This window comes from Brachybacterium sp. J153 (assembly GCF_036311905.1).
GTDB lineage: Bacteria > Actinomycetota > Actinomycetes > Actinomycetales > Dermabacteraceae > Brachybacterium.
Map to the genome: position 1 here is coordinate 1 of NZ_JAZDCH010000028.1, position 21,973 is coordinate 21,973.

Annotated in this window: 14 protein-coding genes; 12 read left to right on the top strand and 2 right to left on the bottom strand. The window is 73.3% G+C overall.

Features of this window, described 5'->3' with window-relative positions:
* Positions 1 to 377 precede the first annotated feature (377 nt).
* Complete coding sequence (locus V1258_RS13825; protein ID WP_329750234.1) at positions 378 to 1,970, top strand: M48 family metallopeptidase; 1,593 nt, start codon at positions 378 to 380, stop codon at positions 1,968 to 1,970.
* A gap of 233 nt (positions 1,971 to 2,203) precedes the next feature.
* Positions 2,204 to 3,634, top strand: coding sequence for an MFS transporter (locus V1258_RS13830; RefSeq protein ID WP_329750235.1), 1,431 nt, complete (start codon positions 2,204 to 2,206; stop codon positions 3,632 to 3,634).
* Positions 3,635 to 3,674: 40 nt separating this feature from the next.
* On the opposite strand, the gene V1258_RS13835 is transcribed toward V1258_RS13830, so the two are convergent.
* Positions 3,675 to 5,192 carry an MDR family MFS transporter gene (locus tag V1258_RS13835; RefSeq protein ID WP_329750236.1) on the bottom strand — a complete coding sequence of 506 codons (1,518 nt, stop codon included), beginning with the start codon at positions 5,190 to 5,192 and terminating at the stop codon, positions 3,675 to 3,677.
* Positions 5,193 to 5,557: 365 nt separating this feature from the next.
* On the opposite strand from V1258_RS13835, the gene V1258_RS13840 reads away from it, so the two are divergent.
* The 6 genes from V1258_RS13840 (at position 5,558) to V1258_RS13865 (ending at position 13,682) form a co-directional block, all read left to right on the top strand.
* On the top strand, positions 5,558 to 6,646 hold the full coding sequence (locus V1258_RS13840; protein WP_329750237.1) for a transglycosylase family protein: 1,089 nt from the start codon (positions 5,558 to 5,560) through the stop codon (positions 6,644 to 6,646).
* Between the two features lie 203 nt (positions 6,647 to 6,849).
* On the top strand, positions 6,850 to 7,791 hold the full coding sequence (locus V1258_RS13845; protein ID WP_329750238.1) for a methylenetetrahydrofolate reductase: 942 nt from the start codon (positions 6,850 to 6,852) through the stop codon (positions 7,789 to 7,791).
* A complete protein-coding gene (gene metE, locus V1258_RS13850) occupies positions 7,788 to 10,130 on the top strand; it encodes a 5-methyltetrahydropteroyltriglutamate--homocysteine S-methyltransferase (RefSeq protein ID WP_329750239.1) in 2,343 nt (780 codons plus the stop codon). The genes V1258_RS13845 and metE overlap by 4 nt, the downstream gene beginning before the upstream one ends.
* A 121-nt stretch (positions 10,131 to 10,251) precedes the next feature.
* Entirely contained in the window at positions 10,252 to 11,709 is a 1,458-nt protein-coding gene (locus tag V1258_RS13855; protein WP_329750240.1) for a GTP pyrophosphokinase, read from the top strand.
* Positions 11,710 to 11,730: 21 nt separating this feature from the next.
* On the top strand, positions 11,731 to 12,582 hold the full coding sequence (locus V1258_RS13860) for a PHP domain-containing protein (RefSeq protein ID WP_329750241.1): 852 nt from the start codon (positions 11,731 to 11,733) through the stop codon (positions 12,580 to 12,582).
* A gap of 17 nt (positions 12,583 to 12,599) precedes the next feature.
* Positions 12,600 to 13,682 carry a hypothetical protein gene (locus V1258_RS13865; protein ID WP_329750242.1) on the top strand — a complete coding sequence of 361 codons (1,083 nt, stop codon included), beginning with the start codon at positions 12,600 to 12,602 and terminating at the stop codon, positions 13,680 to 13,682.
* A 30-nt stretch (positions 13,683 to 13,712) separates the two neighbouring features.
* On the opposite strand, the gene V1258_RS13870 is transcribed toward V1258_RS13865, so the two are convergent.
* A complete protein-coding gene (locus V1258_RS13870; RefSeq protein ID WP_442878629.1) occupies positions 13,713 to 15,101 on the bottom strand; it encodes an MATE family efflux transporter in 1,389 nt (462 codons plus the stop codon).
* 217 nt (positions 15,102 to 15,318) lie between these two features.
* Here V1258_RS13870 and V1258_RS13875 point away from each other — a divergent pair, with 217 nt between their 5' ends.
* The 4 genes from V1258_RS13875 (at position 15,319) to V1258_RS13890 (ending at position 21,780) form a co-directional block, all read left to right on the top strand.
* Positions 15,319 to 18,732, top strand: coding sequence for an efflux RND transporter permease subunit (locus V1258_RS13875; protein WP_329750244.1), 3,414 nt, complete (start codon positions 15,319 to 15,321; stop codon positions 18,730 to 18,732).
* Between the two features lie 34 nt (positions 18,733 to 18,766).
* Positions 18,767 to 20,308, top strand: a complete 1,542-nt coding sequence (locus V1258_RS13880; RefSeq protein WP_329750245.1) for a sensor histidine kinase — start codon at positions 18,767 to 18,769, stop codon at positions 20,306 to 20,308.
* Positions 20,305 to 20,994, top strand: coding sequence for a response regulator transcription factor (locus tag V1258_RS13885; protein WP_329750246.1), 690 nt, complete (start codon positions 20,305 to 20,307; stop codon positions 20,992 to 20,994). The genes V1258_RS13880 and V1258_RS13885 overlap by 4 nt, the downstream gene beginning before the upstream one ends.
* A gap of 66 nt (positions 20,995 to 21,060) precedes the next feature.
* Complete coding sequence (locus tag V1258_RS13890) at positions 21,061 to 21,780, top strand: hypothetical protein (RefSeq protein WP_329750247.1); 720 nt, start codon at positions 21,061 to 21,063, stop codon at positions 21,778 to 21,780.
* The last annotated feature ends 193 nt before the right edge of the window (positions 21,781 to 21,973 follow it).

The window sequence follows — 21,973 nt, forward strand, 5'->3', positions numbered from 1 at the left end:
CCCCGCCCGGAGCCCCCGCCGCCCCCGGAATGTCCTCTACGCCCCGAGCCCCCCGCAACCTCCGCCGCATCCCCGAAACCTCCGCAGACTTGGGGTTATGAGGGCTCTATTCCCCCAGAAGTGCGGGGGTTTCGCGCGGGCGCCGGATTCTCGCAGCGGGGAGTGGGCAGCGGGCAGCGGGCAGCGGGCGTCCTGCATCGCGCGGCCGGCCCCGGTCCGCCGAACGGAGGACAGCGGGCGATGACGGGGCGACCGTCGTCGCGAGACCCCCAGACCTCCGTCCACATTCGGCTCCTGGGCGCGCGGTGGCGGGGCGGACGACGATAGCCTCGCTCCAGCAGTCGTCATCGCCTGCCGGATCGAAGGAGCACACCGCCATGTCCCAGCCCCCTGCAGGCCCGCCCGGACCCCCGCCCCAGGGCTCCGGCGACCCCCACAGCCAGCCCACCGGTGGTGCGTATGGCGGCCCGTACAGCAGCCAGTACGGCCGGCCGGCGGCCCCGGGCCCCACCGCGAGCGGCCCCGTCGGTCAGCCCTCGGCCCCGGGCCCCGGCGGCAACTCCTTCGGCTCCCCCTCGGGCCCCGGCCCCGGCATGCCCGGCTCCTTCGGCTCGCCCTCGGCGCCTGGCGGTGGATCCTTCGGCGGAGGCTCCGGCAACGGTCCCGGCGGCCCGGGTAGCCCGGGCGGTCCCTTCGGCGGTTCGCCGACCCCGCCGCCCTCGGGCCCCTCCCGCCCCGAGGGCCCGACGCTGATCAACGGTGCGACCACCCATGGCGTGATGGGTCAGAAGGCCATCCGCCACCCCGCGGAGCTCCCCCTGCTGTGGGTGGGCGTCTCCCTCACGCTGCTGTCGTACCTGCTGTGGACCATCCTGATGTTCTCCACGGTGTACCTGCGCATCGCCGAGGGGCAGGCCTCGGTGGACGAGCTGTGGCGCTGGATCAGCATCGCCCCATTCCTCATCCAGCTGGCGCTGATCCTCCCCCTCGCCCCGTTCCTCATCTTCTGGGGCCGCGCGATCTATTACGCCCAGTTGCGAGCCGTGGCCGTGCGCATGAGCCCCACGCAGTTCCCCGAGGGCTACCGCATGGTCGTGGAGGCCGCCGAGAAGTTCGGGATGCGCAAGGTCCCGGACGCCTACGTGCTGCTCGGCAACGGCGTGATCAATGCCTTCGCGGCCGGCCACGGCTTCCGCCGCTACGTGGTGCTGCACTCGGACATGTTCGAGATCGGCGGTGCGACTCGTGACCCCGAGGCGCTGCGCTTCGTGGTCGGCCACGAGGTGGGCCACCTCGCCGCGGGTCACGTCTCCTACTTCCGTCAGCTGTTCACCGTGGTGATCGGCATGATCCCGTTCCTCGGCCCGGCCTTCTCCCGCTCGCAGGAGTACACCGCGGACAACTTCGGGTACGCCTTCGCCCCCGGCGGGGCGCCCGGCGTGATCGGCGTGCTCGCCGGCGGCAAGTACCTGAACGCCGAGGTCAACGTCAACGAAGTCGCGGACCGTGCCGCGACCGACCCGAGCTTCTTCGTGCACTGGGTGAACTGGTTCTCCTCGCACCCGATCACCACCTGGCGCGCCCATGCCCTGCGCGACCGCTCGAAGCCGGGCTCGCTCATGATCCGCCCCAAGGGCGCGCTGTACACGTCGCCGCTGCCTCCCGGGCACGTGTGGTCCAGCCGCTATCCGTCGCCGGGCGATGCGCTGGCGATGCTGGACGCCGCGGACCGCGCGCGTCCCGCCGGGGCCGCCGGCCAGTTCGGCCGCTTCCCCGGGGTGGACTACTCGGATCGGCCCGCCGCTCGCGAGATGCAGACCGCCGCCCCGCAGCTCTCGCCCCGCACGGGCTACGTGATCCCGCCCGGTCCCTACGCGGACGACGCCCGCGGCTCGAAGGCCACGGTCGCCCCGCAGACCGGCCCCTACGGTCCCGGTGGCGGACAGCCGCCGATGCCCCCGCAGGGCTGACACCTCGCACGGCTGACGCCCAGTAGGGCGGAAGCCCGCACCGCGCCGACGGCGGCGGAGCCACCCGGCTCCGCCGCCGTCGGCGTTCGCCCGCCTCCTGCCCCGGCTCCGCTGCCGTCGACGTTCCTCCGCCTCCGCCGTCGGCGTTCATCGGCCGCCGCGCGCGCGGCATCCGCTGTCCCGCCGATCACCCCGGCATCCCGAAACCTGCACTGACTGCATAAGGTGTCGGAGTGATCCCCGACCCCAGCGCCCCCGGCCCCACGGTGCGCCGCAAGCCGCTCCTCGCCGTCCTCCTCGCCCCGCTGTTCATGGCCCTCATCGCCGTGAGCGTCATCAACGTCGCCCTCACCGCCATCGGCGAGGGACTCGGAGCGGACTCGAGCGGGCTGCAGTGGGTGCTGTCCGGCTACGCCCTCGCCTTCGGCGTGCTGCTGGTCCCCGCCGGTCGGATCGGCGACGCCACCGGCCGGCGCCGCATGCTCATCATCGGCATCGGAATCTTCACCCTCGGCTCGCTGCTCTCGGGACTCGCCCCCAACGTCGAGGTCCTGAACATCTCCCGCATCCTGCAGGGCGTCGGCTCCGGGCTGCTGAACCCGCAGTCGGTGGGCCTGATCCAGCAGCACTTCCGCGGACAGGCCCGCGCCCGCGCCTTCGCGGCGCTGGCGACCACCGTCGCCGTCGCGACCGCCGTCGGCCCCGTGATCGGCGGGCTGCTCATCCAGCTGCTCGGCCCCGAACTGGGCTGGCGGTGGATGTTCCTGATGAACGTCCCGATCGGCATCGCCGCGATCATCGGCGCCTTCAAGCTGATCCCCGACGACCGCGTGCGCACCCGCACCCGCCCCGATCTGGACCCCGTCGGCGCCGGGCTGCTGACCCTCGCGATCCTCGGCATCATGCTGCCCTTCCTCGAGCGGGGCGCGAGCGTGCTGGTGTGGCTGTCCCTGCCGGTGGGGCTGATCGTCCTCGGCCTGTGGTGGGCCTGGGAGCAGCGCTACAAGCGCGCCGGGCGACCGCCGATGGTGGACACCGCGATCTTCTCCCAGCAGGCGTTCCGCAACGGGATCGTGATCATCTCGGTGTACTTCCTCGGTGCCACCAGCATCTGGATCATCGTCCCGCTCTTCCTGCAGATGCACCTCGGGCACACCGCCCTCGAGGCGTCGCTGATGGGTCTGCCGTCCTCGATCGCCGCGGCCTTCTCCTCGCAGCTGGGCGGCCGGCACGTGCTGCGGCTCGGACGCAAGATGGTGATCGTCGGCTTCGGCATCGCCTTCGTGGGCCTGCTGTGCACCACGATCCTCGCGGGCTTCGTCGACGCCGGATGGGTGGCCTTCTGGTGGCTCGCGGTGCCGCTGACGCTCATGGGCCTCAGTCAGGGGCTGACCATCTCACCCAACCAGACCCTCACCCTGAACTCGGTCGATCCGCGCTTCGGCGGGGTCGCGGGCGGGATCTTGCAGCTCGGTCAGCGCACCGGCGCCGCGGTCGGCACCGCAATGATCCCCGGCATCATCTTCTCCCTCACCGAGGGCGGGCACTCGTGGCTCGAGGCCTTCACCATCGCGATGGTGATCATCATGGCGCTGACCCTGGTCGCGATGGGCGTCGGCTTCGCCGACCGGGCCCGGGAGAGGTCGGCCCCCGGAGCGCTCTGAGGGGCAGGGCGCGCCGGGGGCCGACGGGGGAGCGGGGTGCTCAGGCGGCGCGCACCTGCTCGTCGACCGCCGGCTCCGCGGGCTCGCCGCCGACGGGGGCGTCCCCGGCGTCCAGCGGGTTGCGGCGGATGAACAGCGCGATCACGACGGTGATGGCGCCGAGCGCGGCGGAGATGGTGAAGGCGACCGAGGTGCCGGCGGAGGTGCCCGCCGCGGCGGAGCCGCCGTCGGCCGCGACGCCCGCCGCGATGCGCGACATGATCGAGACCATGAGCGCGGCGCCCGCGGCACCCGCGACCTGCTGCACGGTGCCGACGATCGCCGAGCCGTACGGGTAGAGGCGGCGCGGGAGCGAGCCCATCGCGGTGGTCATGAGCGGCGTGAACACGAACGCCAGGCCGAGGGACATGATCACGTGGCCGACGACGATCAGCCACGCCTGCTCGGGCACGCGGGACATGATCGCGATGCCGAGCACGACGGCGGCCAGGCCCGGCACGAGCAGCGGCCGCGGCCCGACCCGGTCGAACAGCCGCCCGACCAGCGGGGCCAGCAGACCCATCGCCAGGCCGCCGGGCAGCATCATCAGGCCCACGGTGAGGGTGGACAGCTCGAGCACGCGCTGCAGGAAGATCGGCAGCAGCACGACGGTGCCGAACATGGCGCCCATCATCACCACCATCAGCGCGACGGCCACGGAGAAGTTGCGCGAGGCGAAGGTGCGCAGGTCCAGCAGCGCCCGCTCGACCTTCTGCAGGATCAGCTGGCGCCAGACGAAGAGCACGAGCGCCGCGACGCCCACGATCAGGGCGATGAGAGCGGCCATCGGCGGGCCCGACGGGGCGTCGCCGCCGTGGCCGCCCCCGGAAATGCCGGTGAGGCCGTAGACGAGGGCGCCGAAGCCGACGCCGGAGAGCACGACGGAGAGCGGATCGGCGGGCTTGGGCTCGCCCTCCTGGACGTTCTGGATCCAGCGCAGTCCCAGACCCATCGCGAGCAGCGCGATCGGCAACACCAGCACGAAGAGGAAGCGCCACGGGGCGACCGAGAGGACCAGGCCGGAGATCGTCGGGCCGAGCGCCGGGGCGACCGAGATGACGATCGAGATGTTGCCCATGACCAGGCCGTGCCGCGAGGGCGGGACCAGGTTCAGCACGGTGGTCATCAGCAGCGGCATCATGATCGCCGTGCCGGAGGCCTGCACGATCCGGCCCAGCAGCAGGGGCAGGAAGGCGGGCGAGATCGCGCAGATCAGGGTGCCGACGGTGAAGGCGGTCATCGCGATCGCGAAGACCTGACGGGTCGAGAAGCGGCCCATGAGATAGCCGGTGATCGGGATGACCACCGCCATGGTCAGCATGAACCCGGTGGTCAGCCACTGGGCGGTGGTCTCGACCAGGCCGAGGTCGTCCATGATCGGGGGCAGGGCCACCGAGAGCACGGTCTCGTTGAGGATCACCACGAACGCGCTGAACAGCAGCAGCATGATGACATGACGATCGCGTCGGGGGAGTGCGGGGGAGGCGGGGGCGTGCGCGGGGGCCGGGGTGTTCTGCACCCGAGAAGACTAGGTCCGCTTCCTGTCGGACCGACAGTGCTTATCGGGAGGGACGCATCACCGTTCGCCGAGGGCGGAGGGCTCTCGGGGCGCGTGGGGGCCGCCGACGGGGCAGGCGCGACCCGCCGACGGGGCGTGAGGGGTGCCCGAGAATCACACCGATGTCATTCTCGAAAAGCCGCGAGAGATTCGCACGGGCGGCAAAAAATCGGCAAAGCCAGGATTCGAGTTCGGTTTCCCAGGTGTTCCCGGTCGGTTTCGGGAATGCATAGTCGACCCGTGCGCCGAGCTCGCGCGCGGCCGCGACCCCCAGGTCGTGGCCGATCGGGCCGGCCATCCCTTTCTCTTCTTCCCCAGGAGTCCCCATGACCCCCCGCCTCCACACCCATCGCGCCGACGGCCCCGCGCAGTACTTCCGCGGCGTCCGCGTCGCCCCGAAGGTCGCCGCCGCCACGGGCGGTGCGGTGATCGCCGCGGGCCTCGGGCTGACCGGCGCGGGCGTCGCCCAGGCCGACGGCTCCGTGTGGGACAAGGTCGCCCAGTGCGAGTCGGGCGGTAACTGGTCCATCAACACCGGCAACGGTTACTACGGCGGACTCCAGTTCTCGAAGTCCACCTGGCGCGCCTTCGGCGGCACCGAGTACGCCTCGACGGCGGACAAGGCCACGAAGTCCGAGCAGATCGCCGTCGCCCAGCGCACCCTCGAGCAGCAGGGGCCCGGCGCCTGGCCCACCTGCGGCAAGCGGGCCGGCCTCACCCGGTCCAACGGCGGCGCCGACGCGAACGCCCAGCCGTCCGGCACCTCCGCACGGCCTGCGGAGAGCACCTCCTCCCGCTCCGACTCCTCGCGCGGCCTCGCGGTCGACGGGAAGTTCGGGCCGGCCACCACCCGCGCGCTGCAGAAGTGGATCGGGGTGAGCCAGGACGGCTCGCTGTCCAGCTCCGACATCAAGGTGCTGCAGTCGCGGATCGGTGCGGAGGCCGACGGGAAGATCGGGCCCGAGACCACGCGCAAGCTCCGCGCCGCGATCGGCCAGGGCGACAACGGCGCCCGGAACTTCCGCACCGATTCCTCGACGGTGCGGGCGCTGCAGAGCTACCTCAACACCGGCGCCGCCGCCCCCGCCAAGAGCAGCTCCTCCTCGTCGAGCTCCTCGTCGAAGGCTTCCTCCTCGAGCTCTTCGAGCACCGGCGACCTGGTGGTCGACGGGAAGTTCGGTCCGAAGTCCACCCGCGCCCTCGAGGCCTGGATCGGCGTCGGTCAGGACGGCTCGCTCTCCACCGCGGACATCAAGGCGCTGCAGAAGAAGATCGGCGCCGAGCCGGACGGCAAGATCGGCGCCGAGACCACCCGCAAGCTCCGCGCCGCGATCGGCCAGGGCGACAACGGGGTCTGGGACTTCCGCACCAGCTATGCGACCGTGAAGGCACTGCAGACGTTCCTCAACGGCTGATCCGGCGGCGGCCGCGCAGAGCCGCCCGCCCTCGCTCCGACGACGCGTCGGCCCCCTCGGGGGTCGGCGCGTCGTGCTGTTCCGGGTCGCCCGGGACGACCTGAGCCGTCATCCGCCGACGCATCCCGCCACCTTCGACTTCCTTCCTCATAGACCCTCATAAACCTTCCCCGGGCGCCGGGCCCGCTCCTAGGTTCTCGGCCATGTCCGTCTCCACAGCCCCGCTCGCCGCTCTCGGCCGCGCCGCCACGCGCACCCGTCCGGCGCTCAGCTACGAGCTGTTCCCCGCCCGCTCCGACCTGTCCTTCGAGCGCCTGCGCGACACCATCACGCAGCTCGAGACGACCGCGCCGGACTACGTCTCGGTGACCTCCCGCACGGGCCACGGCAACCTCGACCGCGTCCTCGAGCTCGCCGACCACGTGCTCGCCGAGACCTCGCTGCGCCCGCTCGTGCACCTCACCGCGATCGGCTCCACCCGCGAAGAGCTCACCGCGATCGTCGGCGCACTGCTGGACCGCGGCGTGCGCGGGATCCTCGCCCTGCGCGGCGACCAGCCCGAGGGCCATGATCCGGACGCCGACGAGATCCCCTTCGCCCGCCCGCTGGTCGAGCTGATCCGCGCCGTGGAGCGCGAGCGCACCGCGGCCCTCGCGGCGGGGCGCGTGAGCGTGGGCGTCGCCGCCTATCCGCACCGCCACCCCGAGTCGCCCACCGCCCAGCACGACCTCGAGGTGCTGCTCGCCAAGGAGCGCTCGGGCGCCGACTTCGCGATCACGCAGGTGTTCTTCGACCCGTCGGCCTACTGCTCGCTGGTGCGCCGGGCGCGCGCCGCGGGCCTCACCCTGCCGATCATCCCCGGCTTCGTCCCGGCCACCGACCCGAAGCGGCTCGCCCGCCTCGCGGCGCTCAGCGGGGTCGAGCCGCCCCGCAGCCTGCTCGAGGCGCTCGCCGCCGCCCCCGATGACGCCGCCCGACGACGGATCGGCGTGCGCCACACCGCCGAGCTCGCCGCCCGGGTCCTGGACGACGGGGCCCCCGGACTGCACCTGTTCACCTTCAACTCCCATGCCGACGCCCTCGACGTCCTCGAGACCCTCGACCTGGACCGCTGGTCCACCCCGACCCCTGGAGACCCCCGATGAGCCACCAGAGCACCCCCAGCCCCGCCGCCCTGCCGTCCGCGCTCCCGATCGGTTACCCCCGCATCGGCCCCGACCGCGAGCTGAAGAAGGCCGAGGAGGCCTACTGGGCCGGTCGCATCGACCGTGCCGAGCTGGACCGGCGCACGCGCGCCCTGCGCGGCGCGACCCGTCGTCGGCTCGCCGATCTCGGACTGACCGCCCCCGCCGCCGCGCCCGAGTCCTTCTCCCTGTACGACCAGGTGCTCGACGCCGCGCTCGCGATCGGCGCGATCCCCGACCGCTTCGCCGCGGTGCTCGACGCCGACGGGAGGGTCGACGACGACGGCCTCTTCGCCCTCGCCCGCGGCACGGCCGAGCAGCCGCCGCTCGAGATGACCAAGTGGTTCGACACCAACTACCACTACCTCGTGCCCGAGATCGGCCCGTACACCGACCTGCACCTTGCCACGAGCCGCGTGATCGATCTGTTCACCGAGTCCCTCGAGGACGGCGCAGGTACCCGGCCCGTGCTCGTCGGCCCCCTCACCCTGCTGCTGCTCGCGAAGGCGCAGGACGGCGCCCCCGAAGGCTTCGACCCGCTGGACCGCCTCGACGACGCGGTCGCCGTGTACGTCGAGCTGCTCTCCCGCCTCGCGGCCGCCGGCGCCCCCTGGGTGCAGCTCGACGAGCCCGCCCTCGCCGCCGACCAGCGCGTGGACGCCGCCGCGCTCGCCGTGCTGCTCGAGCGCTCGATCGGCCGCCTCGCCGCCGCCTCGGACCGTCCCCGCCTGCTCGTGACCACCCCGTATGGCGGGATCGGCGATCTGCTGCCGTCCCTGCTCGCGACGGGCGCCGAGGCCGTCCACCTCGACCTCACCCGGGGCGAGATCCCCACCGCCGCCCAGCTCGCCGGGGTTGCCGGGGTGCAGCTCGTCGCGGGCCTCGTCGAGGGCCGCTCCGTGTGGCGCACCGAGCTGCCCACCGCTGCGGCCCGGCTCGAGCTGCTGCGCGCCCGCGTCGCCGAGGCCGGCGGCGACCCCGCGGCCGTGGTCGCCTCCACCTCGGTGTCGCTCCAGCACGTGCCCCACACCCTCGAGCGCGAGGGGTCCCTGCCCGCCGAGCTCGCCGCGACCCTCGCCTTCGCCGACGAGAAGATCACCGAGCTGATCGCCCTCGCCGGCGGCGAGGTCCGGACCGGGGACGTGGACGGTCCCCGCTCCGTGCCGCGCACCTTCGCCGGGGTGCGGCACGAGGCGGTGCGGGAGCGGGCCGCGGCCGTCACCGCCGCCGACGCCGTCCGCACCGACTATGCCCGGCGCGCCGAGGCGCAGCAGGCCGCCCTCGGCCTGCCCGCCCTGCCCACGACCACCATCGGCTCCTTCCCGCAGGTGGGGGAGGTGCGAGCGGCCCGCGCGGCCCACCGTCGCGGCGAGCTCGATGCGGCCGGTTACGAGCGGGCCATGCGCGAGGAGATCGCCCGCGTGATCGCCCTCCAGGAGGAGCTGGGGCTCGACGTCCTGGTCCACGGAGAGCCCGAGCGCAACGACATGGTGCAGTACTTCGCGGAGAACCTCGCGGGCTTCGCGACGACCGAGCACGGCTGGGTGCAGTCCTACGGCTCCCGCTGCACGCGCCCCTCGATCCTCTTCGGCGACGTGCACCGACCCGCCCCGATCACGGTGGGCTGGGCGACCTACGCCCAGTCCCTCACCCCCCGCCCCGTCAAGGGCATGCTCACCGGCCCTGTGACGATCCTGGCCTGGTCCTTCGTGCGCGACGACCAGCCGCTGGGGGAGACCGCCGCCCAGGTGGGCCTCGCGCTGCGCGACGAGGTCGCCGACCTCGAGGCGGCCGGGATCGGGATCGTCCAGGTCGACGAGCCCGCGCTGCGCGAGCTGCTCCCGCTGCGCGCGGCGGATCACGAGGCCTATCTCGACTGGTCCGTGCGCTCCTTCCGTCTCGCCACCTCCGGGGTGCGCGAGGAGACCCAGATCCACACCCACCTCTGCTACAGCGAGTTCAACGTGGTGGTCGGGGCGATCGACGCCCTCGACGCGGACGTCACCTCGATCGAGTCCGCCCGCTCGCGCGGCGAGATCCTCGAGGCGGTGGACCCCGACGCCTTCCCCCGCGGCATCGGCCCGGGCGTGTGGGACATCCACTCCCCGCGCGTCCCGAGCGCCGAGGAGATCGCCGAGCAGCTGCGCCGGGCGCGGGGCGTCGTCCGGGCCGAGCGGCTCTGGGTCAACCCCGACTGCGGCCTGAAGACCCGCGGCTACGCGGAGACCGAGGCCTCGCTGCGCCATCTCGTCGCCGCCGCCCACGCGGTGCGGGCGGAGGAGCCCGTCGTGAGCGCCTGAGCCGTCCGCTGATCCCGGCCCGCCGCCGACGCGCGCGGCGGCCCCCCGCCCGTCCGTGCCGCCCCCTACAGTGGGGGCGGCGCGGCCCGGGCGCGCCGGGGGACGAGGAGGGGAGCTGGGCATGGCAGGCAGCGAACGCCGCACGGACAGCGCGCGGCCGGAGATCGACTACACGGCCTGGGACAGGCTGCCCCGCGCCGCGGAGGAGATCCACGACTACCTCGAGCGGCTGCTCGCGGAGGCCTCCATCACCGAGCACTCGGTCATCGCGCGCCCCAAGTCCATCGCCTCCTTCCAGGAGAAGGTGCTGCGCAAGGGCTACACCGACCCTCCCCGTCAGGTCACCGACACCGTCGCCGTGCGGCTGATCATGTACTCCCGCACCGACCTGGAACGGGCCGCGGAGCTGGTCCGCGAGCGCTTCTCGGTGAGCGAGGAGCCCGAGCCCGCCCAGCACAAGCCCGACTCCCACCGGGGCTACGAGAGCGCGCACCTGGTGATCACCGGCGAGAGGCCCGGCCAGGAGCACGACTGGTTGCTCCCCGGCGGCGCCCTGACCCGCTACTTCGCGGACTTCGGCGGCCTGGAGATCCAGATCCGCACCATCGCCGCGCACGCCTGGGCGGAGTTCGAGCACGCCCGCCGCTACAAGAGCGCCGCTTACGAGGCGATCTCCGCGGCGGACCGCGAGGAGGTCGACCGCCTGTTCGGCCTCGCGGCCGACGCCCGTGCCGCGCTCGACGCCGCCTTCGTGCGCATCGAGGAGGTCCTCGCCGCCCCGCCCTCCTCCCTTGAGCTGCGCGCCGAGGACGCGGAGGACGAGACGGAGACGGGGGACGGGCAGGAGCAGGCCGCGGATCCCGTCGACGGCTCCGAGCACCTTCCCGAAGACCTGCTCGACGCCCCCTCCCTGCGCACCCTGCTGGCCGAGCGCTTCCCCGAGGACACCGCGGGCAGCGCCGCCGGGGTCGACTTCGCCGTGGACCTGCTGCGGGCCGCGGGGATCACCCGCCGGGGCCTGCTCGAGCGGGAGCTCTCCGCGGTCGACAGCGCCCAGGTGCGCCGCCTCATGGACGTGAAGACCCCGGTCACGCGCGTCCGGCGGCTCGACGACGAGCTCCTCGCGCTCTACGGCGAGGAGTACATCGCCGACACCGAGGACATCGGCCGCTCCACGCGCCGCGGCAACCAGCTGCGCTGGCGCTACGACCGGCTGCGCGGCAAGGTCACCCTCGGCCGTCGCAGCGTGCGGTACCAGCTCTTCGGCGCGGACTGCCCCGCGTCGGTGCGCGCCCTGCGGATCCCCGCGCAGCGGGCGGTGCGCGAGGTCGCCCGGATCCTCGCCGAGCGCTCGGGGGCCGACGGAGTGCTGCGGGACGGGGCGATCAGTGCGGCCGACGACCTCCCCGTCGGCGCCCGCTCCCGCCCGGTGCGCCTGGCCGACGGGAGCCAGCTGTGGATCGCCACGGCGCTCAGCCGACGGGCCTCCGAGCGGCTGCTCGCCTCGCTCCTCGAGGACGCGCACGGTGCGGACCTCGTGGTGCTCCGCGACGGGGAGCGCTTCCTCTCCGCCTCCTGAGCGCTGTGGAAAGCTGTGCCCATGCGTCTGACCGCCGACAGCCACGTGCACAGCGAGTTCTCCTGGGACACCGGCGGCCCCGGCTCGGCCGCCCACGGCACCATGGAGGCGACCTGCGAGCGGGCCGTGCACCTGGGTCTGCCCGCGGTCTTCTTCACCGAGCACCTCGATCTCGAGGACGCCTGGCTGACGGACCCCGAGGACTTCGCCGAGCACGAGAACCACCTCGTCGGTGCCGACGGTGTGGTCGCCGTGCCGCCCTTCGACGTCGACGGCTATCTCGAGAGCATCGAGCGCTGCCGGGCCCGCTTCCCGCAGCTGCGCATCGGCACCGGCCTCGAGTTCGGTCAGCCGCATCTGCGCACCACCGCCGCCCGGGCGCTCCTGGACCTGGGACTCTTCGACCGGATCATCGGCTCCCTGCACACGGTGGCGCACGGGGACGTGCGCTGCGAGCCGAACACGCTGTTCCGTCGGCTCCCGGCCGACGAGGTGATCCGCCGCTATCTCGCAGAGGTCCCCGCCCTGGTCGAGGGCGACGAACCCTTCGAGGTCGTCACCCACCTCGACTACGCGGCGAGGTACTGGCCCGAGGAGGCGGAGGGCCCCTTCGACCCGCGGCGCTTCGAGGAGGAGTTCCGCACGGCGATGCGGGCGATCGCGGCGAGCGGACGGGCGCTCGAGATCAACACCCGGCGGCTGCGTCCCTGGATCACGCAGTGGTGGGCGGAGGAGGGCGGGCGCGCCGTGAGCTTCGGCAGCGACTCCCATACGGCCCCCGCTCTCGCGGCGAACTTCCCCGAGGCGATGCTCCTCGCGGAGGCCGCCGGGTTCCGGCCCGGGGACGACCCGCGCGAGCTCTGGCGGCGCTGAGGTCCGGGGGGAGAACGATGGGGGATCGCGAGGGGACGGGTCAGCGCTGGGAGAACCCGGGGCCGTTCGGCACCCGGTGGCGGATCGCGGCGTGGATCCTCGCGGCGGCGCTGATCGTCGCGCTGATCACCGGGGTCGCAGTGCGCCGGCACGCCGCCGCCCCGCAGCGCGCCGGGGAGGAGTATCTCGCCGCGCTCGCCGCCGGGGACGCGGAGGCGCTGCGCGCGCAGGGCCTGTGGACCGAGACGGACTCCTCGACGCTGCTGCTGGAGCACGAGGGCGCCGCCCCGACCACGGGACTGCTCGAGGAGGTGCAGGTCGCCGGCGGGGAATGGTACGGCGAGGCCCGCGACCTCGAGATCACCGCGACCCAGGACGGGCAGGTGCTCGAGGGCACGGTCCGCGCCGAGCCGATCGCGCAGCCGGAGCCGGACGGGCCCCGCTGGCGGCTGCCGTCGGTGCAGCCCGGGGTCCTGGTCCTCGACCTGCCGGAGGAGGTGGGGGCGGTGCTGGTGAACGGCGCGGAGATCCCCGCCGAGGAACTACGCACCCTCGGCAGCGGGTTGCCCCGTGAGCTGCTGGCGATCCCCGGGGACTACACCGTCGAGGCGCTGCCCACCAGCGAGCATCTCGTCGCCGCACCGCAGGAGGCCCGGGTGCTCGCCGTCGTCGGCGACCATGACCGGACCGTCGCCCGCGTCTCGCCGGAGCTCGCCTTCACCCCGGAGGCCGTGGAGGCCGTGCGCGCCGACGCCCTCGCGGCCCAGGAGTTCTGCGACGCGGAGCGGGACCGCTTCACCGGCTGCGGCACCGTGCTCCGAGACCTCGGGCCCGGTCTCGGGACGGGGACCGTGCTCTGGGAGTTCCACGAGGACCCGGAGATCGAGGTGCGGTACCTCCAGGGCGGCACGGGGGCGGTCGACACCACCGGCTTCGCGGACGGCGGCGGGCCCACCGCGACCGTCACCTTCGCTCCGGCCGACGGCGGGGAGGCGCGCACCCTCGAGGTCCGCTACGGCGTGGTGGGCACCGTGTCCCTCGAGGACGACGGCACGCTGCGCACCGAGGCGACCCTCGTGGGGGAGCCCGTCGCTCCCTGAGCCGTCGGCGCGGTCAGCGCGAGCCGCGCCTCACGCCCCCGTCCGCATCCAGGCCTCGCCCCGCACCCGCCAGCCCAGCGTCGCCGCGCGGGCGATCATGTACAGCAGGTTCGTCGCGATCCACAGCGCCGCCGTGCCCAGCGGCCCCGCCGGCGTCAGCACACCCACGGCGATCGCCCCGGGCATCACCGCCGCCGCCGCGACGATCCCCGCCCGCGCCAGGTACGGGGCGTCGCCCGCGCCCATCAGCACCCCGTCGAGCACGAACACGTAGCCCGCGACGGGCTGCGCGAGGACCAGCACCCACAGGGCCGCGCGCAGGTTCTCCTGCACCAGCGGATCGGGGCTGAACACCTCCGGCACCCCGTAGCTCGCCGCGAGCAGCAGCACCCCCACGACCGCGCCGCCGCCCACGCCCCACCGGGTCAGCCGCCGTGTCACCGCATGCACCGTCGTGGTGTCGGCGGCACCCAGGTAGCGGCCGGTGAGCGCCTGGCCCGCGATCGCGAGGGCGTCGAGGGCGAGGCTGAGCAGCAGGAACACGGTGGTCGCGAGCTGGTGGGCGGCGAGCTGCACGTCCCCCAGCCGGGCCGCGACGAGCACCGTCACGATGGAGACCACGCGCAGGCTGAGGGTGCGCACCAGCATCGGGACCGCTTCCCGGCCGGTCACGGCGACCGCCCGCAGATCCGGTCGGAGCGAGACCTGCGCACCGCGGGCATAGCGTCGGACTGCCCCGAGCAGCACCAGCGCCATCAGCCACTGGCAGATCACCGTGCCCAGGGCGCTGCCCGCGATGCCGAGGCCCAGACCGAAGATCAGCGCGGCGTTGAGCGGCACGTTCAGCAGCGCGCCGCCGACGGCGACCACGAGCGGCAGGCGGGCGTCCTGCATCCCGCGCACCAACCCCGTCGTCGCCTGCACCGCGAGCATCGCCGGCAGTCCGAGCGCCGAGATCCGCAGGTAGACGATCGCCTCGGCGGTCACCGCCGGACTCGCCCCGAACAGCCCCAGCAGCCACGGCCCGGCCGGCACGAGGAGCAGCAGGCACGCCGCGCCGATCATCAGCGCGAGCCACGAGGCGTCGACGCCGCGGGAGATCGCCTCGCGCCGCCGGCCCGCGCCGAGCGCCCGCGAGACCGCGGCCGTGGTCGAGTAGGCGAGGAACACCGACAGCCCCACCACCGTGGTCAGCACCGTCGAGGCGACCCCCAGCCCGGCGAGGGAGGTCGTCGAGACCCGGGCGATGAACGCCGAATCGACCAGCACGAACAGCGGCTCCGCGATGAGCGCCCCGAGGCTCGGCACCGCGAGGCGCAGGATGTCCCGGTCGACGGCGCGGCGCGCGGCACGGGGCGAGGACGGCTCCTCGGGCGAGGCGGGATCTGGGGGTCGGGGCGACGCGGGCACGGGTCTCATTCTCTCCGCTTCTCGCCGTTGGTTTCCGCTCCGCCCCGTCGCTCCGCCCCGTCGCTCCGCCCCGGCGTCGACCGCCGACGGACGGACGCGGCAGCACCGACCTCTGTCGGATACTCGCCTCCAGGGAGGTGTGCCAGAGTGCCACCGGAGGGTCCGACGTCGCCTCCGGGCGCGGGGTCGCACCGTGCCGTCAGCCGCCGCGCCCCCGAGGAGCACGATGAACCGCCTCGCCCGTCTGAGCCTCAGCAACAGGTCGTTCATCGCCCTGGTCTGTCTCGCCGTGTCCATCCTCGGCGTCTTCGCCATGACCACGATGCGCCAGGAGCTCATCCCCTCCGTCTCCCTGCCGCAGATCCAGGTGATCACCACCGCCCCCGGCTCCTCCTCGGAGCAGGTCCGCGATCGGCTGACCCGCCCCATCGAGCAGTCCCTGGGCGGGCTCGAGAACGTCGAGAGCACCTCCTCGACCTCGCAGGCCGGCATGTCGATGGTCACGGTCGAGCTGACCTACGGCACCGACACCGCCCGCGCCGCCAACCAGGTCGACGCCGCACTGTCCCGTCTCGACGGCCAGCTGCCGGAGGACGCCGAGCCGCAGGTCGTCGCCGGCGGCACGAGCGATCTGCCCGCCGTGGTGCTGTCGATCTCCTCGGACCTCGACCCCTCCGAGCTCGCGGGCCGTCTCGACGCCTCCGTCACGCAGGAGCTCGAACGCGTCGACGGCGTCTCCTCCGTCGCCGTGATCGGCGCCCCCGAGCAGATCGTGCGCATCACGCCCGACGAGGCGGCGCTCGCCGAGCACGGCCTCGTCGAGGACGACATCGCCACCGCCCTCGACGCCTCCGGGCTGTCCCTGCCGGGCGGAGAGGTGGTCGATGGCGACCGCACCCTCGACGTGGTCCTCGGCCAGCGCGTCGACAGCATCGAGAGCCTCGAGGGCATCATGCTCATGCCCTCCCAGGAGACCCCGGCCGAGGAGGCTCCGGCCGACGGCGAGCTGGGCGCCGACGGCGAGGAGGGCACCGAGCAGCCCGCCCCCGCCCAGCCCGTCGCCCTCGGGGAGGTCGCCACCGTCGAGCAGACCGTCCAGGACCCCACCTCGATCTCCCGCACGAACGGCCGCGAGTCGCTCGTGGTCATGGTGACCGCGACCGCCGACGGCAACGTCGTGGACATCTCCTCGGGCGTCGAGGACGTGCTCGCCGACACCCTGCCCGGCGTGGGCGGGGACGCGCAGGCCGACGTCGTCTTCGACCAGGCGCCGTTCATCCAGGAGTCGATCCTCGCCCTCGCCGAGGAGGGCCTGCTGGGCCTGCTCTTCGCGGTCGGCGTGATCCTGCTGTTCCTGCGGCGCGTGCGGCCCACGATCGTCACCGCGATCTCGATCCCCACCTCGCTGCTCATCGCGTTCATCGGCATGCTGGTCACCGGCTACACGCTGAACATGCTGACCCTCGCGGCGCTCACCATCTCCATCGGCCGCGTGGTCGACGACTCGATCGTGGTCATCGAGAACATCCAGCGCCACATGACCTACGGCAAGGCCAAGCTGCGAGCGATCCTCGACGCCGTGGGAGAGGTCGCGGGCGCGATCACCGCCTCGACCCTCGCGACGGTGGTGGTCTTCCTGCCGATCGCGATCGTGGGCGGCATGGCCGGGGAGCTGTTCCGGCCCTTCGCCCTCACCGTCGGCATCGCGATGCTCTCCTCGCTGCTGGTCGCCCTGACGATCGTGCCGGTGCTCGCGTACTGGTTCCTCAAGGCCCCGAAGGGCCACGAGGACCTCGATCCAGAGGACGAGGAGGCCGTGGCCCGGATCCGTGCGGCCTCCGAGGAGAAGGAGGAGGGCGGCTGGCTGCACCGCGGCTATGCGGCGGTGCTGCGCGGCACGGTCGACACGCTGACCCGTCGCCTGCTCACCGTCGGCGCCGCGATCGTCGTGCTGATCGCCACGGTGCCCCTGTTCCAGCTGGTCAACATCAACTTCCTGGGTGACACGGGGCAGAACATCGCCTCCCTCACCCAGACCCTCCCCGCCGGAACCAGCCTCGAGCAGTCCTCCGAGAAGGCCACCGCCTCCGAGGACGCCCTGCTCGGGATCGACGGCGTCGAGACCGTGCAGACCACGATCGGCGGGGGCGGCTTCAGCCTCGGCGGCTCGGGCAGCAACGAGATCAGCTTCTCCATCACCACGGACGCCGAGGCCGACCAGGAGGCGCTCCTGGACGCGATGGTGACCGCCCTGGAGGCGCTGCCCGAGCCGGGCACCGTCGAGGCGGCCGACATCGCCTCGCCCACCGGCTCGAGCTCGGTCGACATCCTCATCACCGGCCCCACCGCCGCGGACCGCCAGGCCGCCAACGACGCCCTGCTCGCCGAGCTCGACCCGCTGCCCGCGGGCGTCGCCGAGGTCACGAGCGACCTCCAGGCGGACCAGCCCACCGCCGTCGTGACCGTGGACCGCGAGGCCGCCGCGCAGCGCGGGCTGACCGAGGAGGCCGTCGTCGGACTGGTCGCCCAGCAGATGTTCCCCGGCGCGATCGGCAGCATCACCCTCGAGGACACCGAGCTCGACATCTACGTCGAGCGCGGCGAGAGCGTCGACACCCTCCAGCAGCTGCGCGACATCGAGCTGATGGGGTCGATCCCGCTGACCGACGTGGCGAGCGTCGAGGAGGTCGCCTCGCGGCCCGCGATCGACACCCGCGACACCCTCGAGACCGTCACCGTCTCCCTCGCCCCCTCCGGCGAGGACGTCAGCGAGGCGACCGTCGCCGCGCAGGACGCGATCGAGGCGGCGGACCTCCCGGAGGGCGTCGAGGCGACCGTGGGCGGCACCGCCGCGGACATCGACGAGACCTTCGGCCAGCTCGGCATCGCCATGCTCGCCGCGATCCTGCTGGTGTACGTGCTGCTGGTGTGGATCTTCAAGTCGCTGATCCAGCCGCTGATCCTGCTGGTCTCCATCCCCTTCGCGGCGACCGGTGCCCTGGGCCTGCTGGTCATCACCCGGGTCCCGCTGGGCCTGCCCTCGATGATCGGTCTGCTGATGCTGGTGGGCATCGTGGTCACCAACGCGATCGTGCTCATCGACCTCGTCAACCAGTACCGCCGCGCCGGCATGGGCCTCGACGAGGCGCTGCACACGGGCGCCGCCAAGCGACTGCGACCGATCCTCATGACCGCGGCGGCGACGATCTTCGCGCTCGTGCCGATGGCGCTCGGCATCACCGGCAACGGCGGCTTCATCGCGCAGCCGCTCGCGGTCGTGGTGATCGGCGGCCTGATCTCCTCGACCCTGCTCACCCTGGTCATCGTCCCGGTGCTGTACCGGATCGCGGAGGGCCCGGGGGAACGCCGACGGCTGCGCGAGGTGGAGCGTCAGGAGGGTCTGCGCCGCGAGCGCGAGGCCGCCGAGGCCCAGCGCCTCGCGCAGCAGCAGGCCGAGCGGGACGCCGCCGAGCGAGCCGCCGGAACCGCCCCGGAGCGCCGCACCGTCACCGGGTCGATCCCCGCCGCGCCCGCTGACGGCCCGGCCCGACCGTCGGCCGGCTCGCACCGCGGCCGCCGGGCGTCGCTCCGGGAGCGCGGCGGGCTCCTCGGGATCCTCCGCGCCCGACGGAGGCGCTGACCCGCCCCCGTCGGCCGTCCCCTACGATCCCCGTATGCCCGAGACGACCCCGCGCCGCCTCCCGCGCCCCCTGTCGGCGCGCGGTTGGTCGGTGCGCACCCGGGTGCTCTCCACCGTCGTGCTGTTCATGACGATGGGGCTCGCGGTGACCGGGGTGCTCACCTACGCGGCCCAGTTCCGGGTGCTCGAGGAGCGGCTGCAGAGCGAGCTCGAGCAGGAGCTGAGCGAGCTCGAGCTGATCGCGAAGGACACCGACGAGGAGGGTGAGTACCAGCACGAGAGCGTCGACGAGGTCCTCCGGGCGGCGACTACCTCGGCGGTCCCCTCGGACAACGAGACGGTGCTCGCCCTGATCGACGGCGAGCCCGCCTACAAGCCCTTCCAGCAGGACTTCGAGCTGGTGGGGGAGGGGGTCCCCGGCTCCGCGGAGATGCTCGCGGAGATCGAGCGGCTCCACGTGCCGGGACGCACCGTCACCACGACCGTTCAGCACGAGGGCCGCGACCTGCGGATGCTGATCGCCTCGGTGAGGGTCGCCGGGGACGACGCCGCGGGGATCTTCGTGGTCGCCGCCGACGCCAACCCCCCGCAGGCGGAGCTGTGGCGCTCGGTGGCGACCTTCACGGTCATGTCGCTGCTCGCGCTCCTGGTCGCGGCGGTCCTCGCCTACCTGGTGACCGGGCGGATGCTGCGTCCTCTCGAGTCGCTCCGCGAGGCGACCGAGCAGATCACGGTCGACGACCTCGAGCGGCGCGTCCCCGTGCCCGAGGGTCGGGACGACATCGCCGCGCTCGCCCGCAACTTCAACCGGATGCTCGCCCGCATCCAGGCCGGTTTCGTCGAGCAGCGCCGCTTCATGAGCGACGTCGGCCACGAGCTGCGCACCCCGCTGACCATCGTGCGCGGCACCCTCGAGACCACCGATCCGGGTGATCCGGCGGACGTCCGCGAGGCCCACGAGATCGCGATCGACGAGCTGGATCGCATGGGCCGCGTGGTCGGGGACCTGTCCGAGCTGGCCGCCTCCTCCCGCCCCGACTTCGTGCGGCCGCGGAGGACGGATCTCGGGGACGCCGTCCGCTCGGCCTTCTCCCGCCTGCCCCATATCGGGGAGCGCGAGTGGGTGCTCGAGCGCACCGCCGAGGGGACGGTGCTGCTAGACCAGCAACGCCTCACCCAGGCGCTGGTGCAGCTCGCCGCCAACGCGGTGCGCTACAGCGAGCCCGGGACCCGCATCGCCGTGATCGCGGACCGGGTGGCGGGCCCCGCCGGCCCCGAGCTCCACGTCGCCGTGCGCGACCAGGGGATCGGCATCGCCGCTGCGGACCAGGAGCGCATCTTCGAGCGCTTCACCCGGGTCGAGGGCGCTCCCGGCTCGGGCTCCGGCCTCGGGCTGCCGATCGTGCGCGCCATCGCCGAGGGGCACGACGGGGAGGTGCGCGTCGAGTCGACGCTCGGTGAGGGCTCCACGTTCACCCTGGTCCTGCCCTGGCGCACCCCGGCGGACGGCGATACTGGGGACGAGAGCGCCGTGAGCGAGGGCCCGACCGAGAGGCCCGGAGGGAGCAGTCGATGAGGATCCTGATCGCCGAGGACGAGGCGCGCATCGCCCGGTTCATCGAGCGGGGGCTGAAGGCCAACGGCTACGCCTCGACGGTGGTGGAGGACGGCATCAGTGCCCTCGATCTCGCCTCGAGCGGCGACTTCGACCTGCTGATCCTCGACGTGGGGCTGCCGCGCATGGACGGCTTCCAGGTGCTGAAGGCCCTGCGCGGCATGGAAGTGCAGATTCCGATCCTCATGGTCACCGCCCGCACCGGCGTGGACGACACGGTGCAGGGCCTCGAGGGCGGCGCCAACGACTACATCGCCAAGCCCTTCCGCTTCGAGGAGCTGCTCGCCCGGGTCAAGCTGCGGGCCCGGGAGGCAGCCGCGGGGGCGGCGACGGCGAGCGCCGACGTGCTCGGCCTCGGGGATCTCACCCTCGACCTGCGCACCCGCGTCGCGAGCCACGCCGCGGACGGCGAGCCGCGCTCCGTCGAGCTCTCCTCGCGCGAGTTCACGATGGCTCGCGTGTTCCTGGAGAACCCGGGGCAGGTGCTCACCCGCGACCTGCTGCTCTCGAAGGTGTGGGGCTACGACTACGACGGCGCCTCCAACGTGGTCGACGTGTACGTCGGCTACCTCCGCGGCAAGCTCGGCGCGGCCCGGATCGCGACCGTCCGCGGAGCGGGCTACAAGATGGTCGATCCCGGCGCCTGACCTGCGACGCGGCGCACATGAGAGGCCTCTCATGAGCCGCTCACGGGCGCTTCATCCCGTTCGTCCATGCTCGCGACCATGAAGTCGCTGCGCACTCTCGCGATCCTGGTCGCCGTCGCCCTCGCCGCCGTGGGGCTCGCCGTGCTGCCCGCGGTCGAGCCGGCGCCGGCGGAGCGACCCGGGATCGTGGTGGGCGAGGACTCGCTCGAGTTCCCGTCCGCCTCCGACGGCGGGGGAGCAGGCGGCGCACCCGAGGGTTCGAGCGCGGGCTCTGCGGCGACGGCCGACGGCTCCGGCGCTGCGGCGGGTGACGCCGATGGTGCTGTGGCGGGCACGGCCGACGGGGACGGGACGTCGGTCGCCCTGCCCACCGCGGCCGCCGGGTCCTCCTCCCGCACCGTCCCGCTCGGCTCCCAGGGCATGCAGTACGAGCCCTCGCCGTCGCCGGCCCCTGCTCCCGCCCCCGCGCCGACGAGCTCCGGGTCCACGGGCGGCTCGGGCTCCGGCGGGTCTGGCGGCTCCAGTTCGTCGAGCTCGTCCAGCTCGGGGGGCTCCGGTAGTTCGGGCGGTTCCCGCAGCTCGGGCGGCTCCAGCTCCTCCAGCTCCTCCGGGTCCTCGTCCTCCTCGTCCTCAACGCCCCGCGCCCCCTCGCGCCCCGCCGCCCCCAGCAGCGCCTGCGAGTGGGACGACGACGGCTGGGAGTGCGACGACGACGATGACGATGACGACGGCGATGACGATGATGACGACGACGATGACGATGACGATGACGATGACGACGACTGATCGCCCCGCCACCGCCCGCCCCGCCCCGTAGCCCCGCCCGCCCCCATCCGCCCGCCCCGCCCCCATCCCCACTCCACCTCCGGTGACCCACCAGTTACGGCGCCTGAGGGAGCATGTTTTGTTGGAAACGCTCCCTCCTTGTTCATCAAGAGTGGCCTGGGGGAGCATGTTCGGCGAAACATGCTCCCTCAGG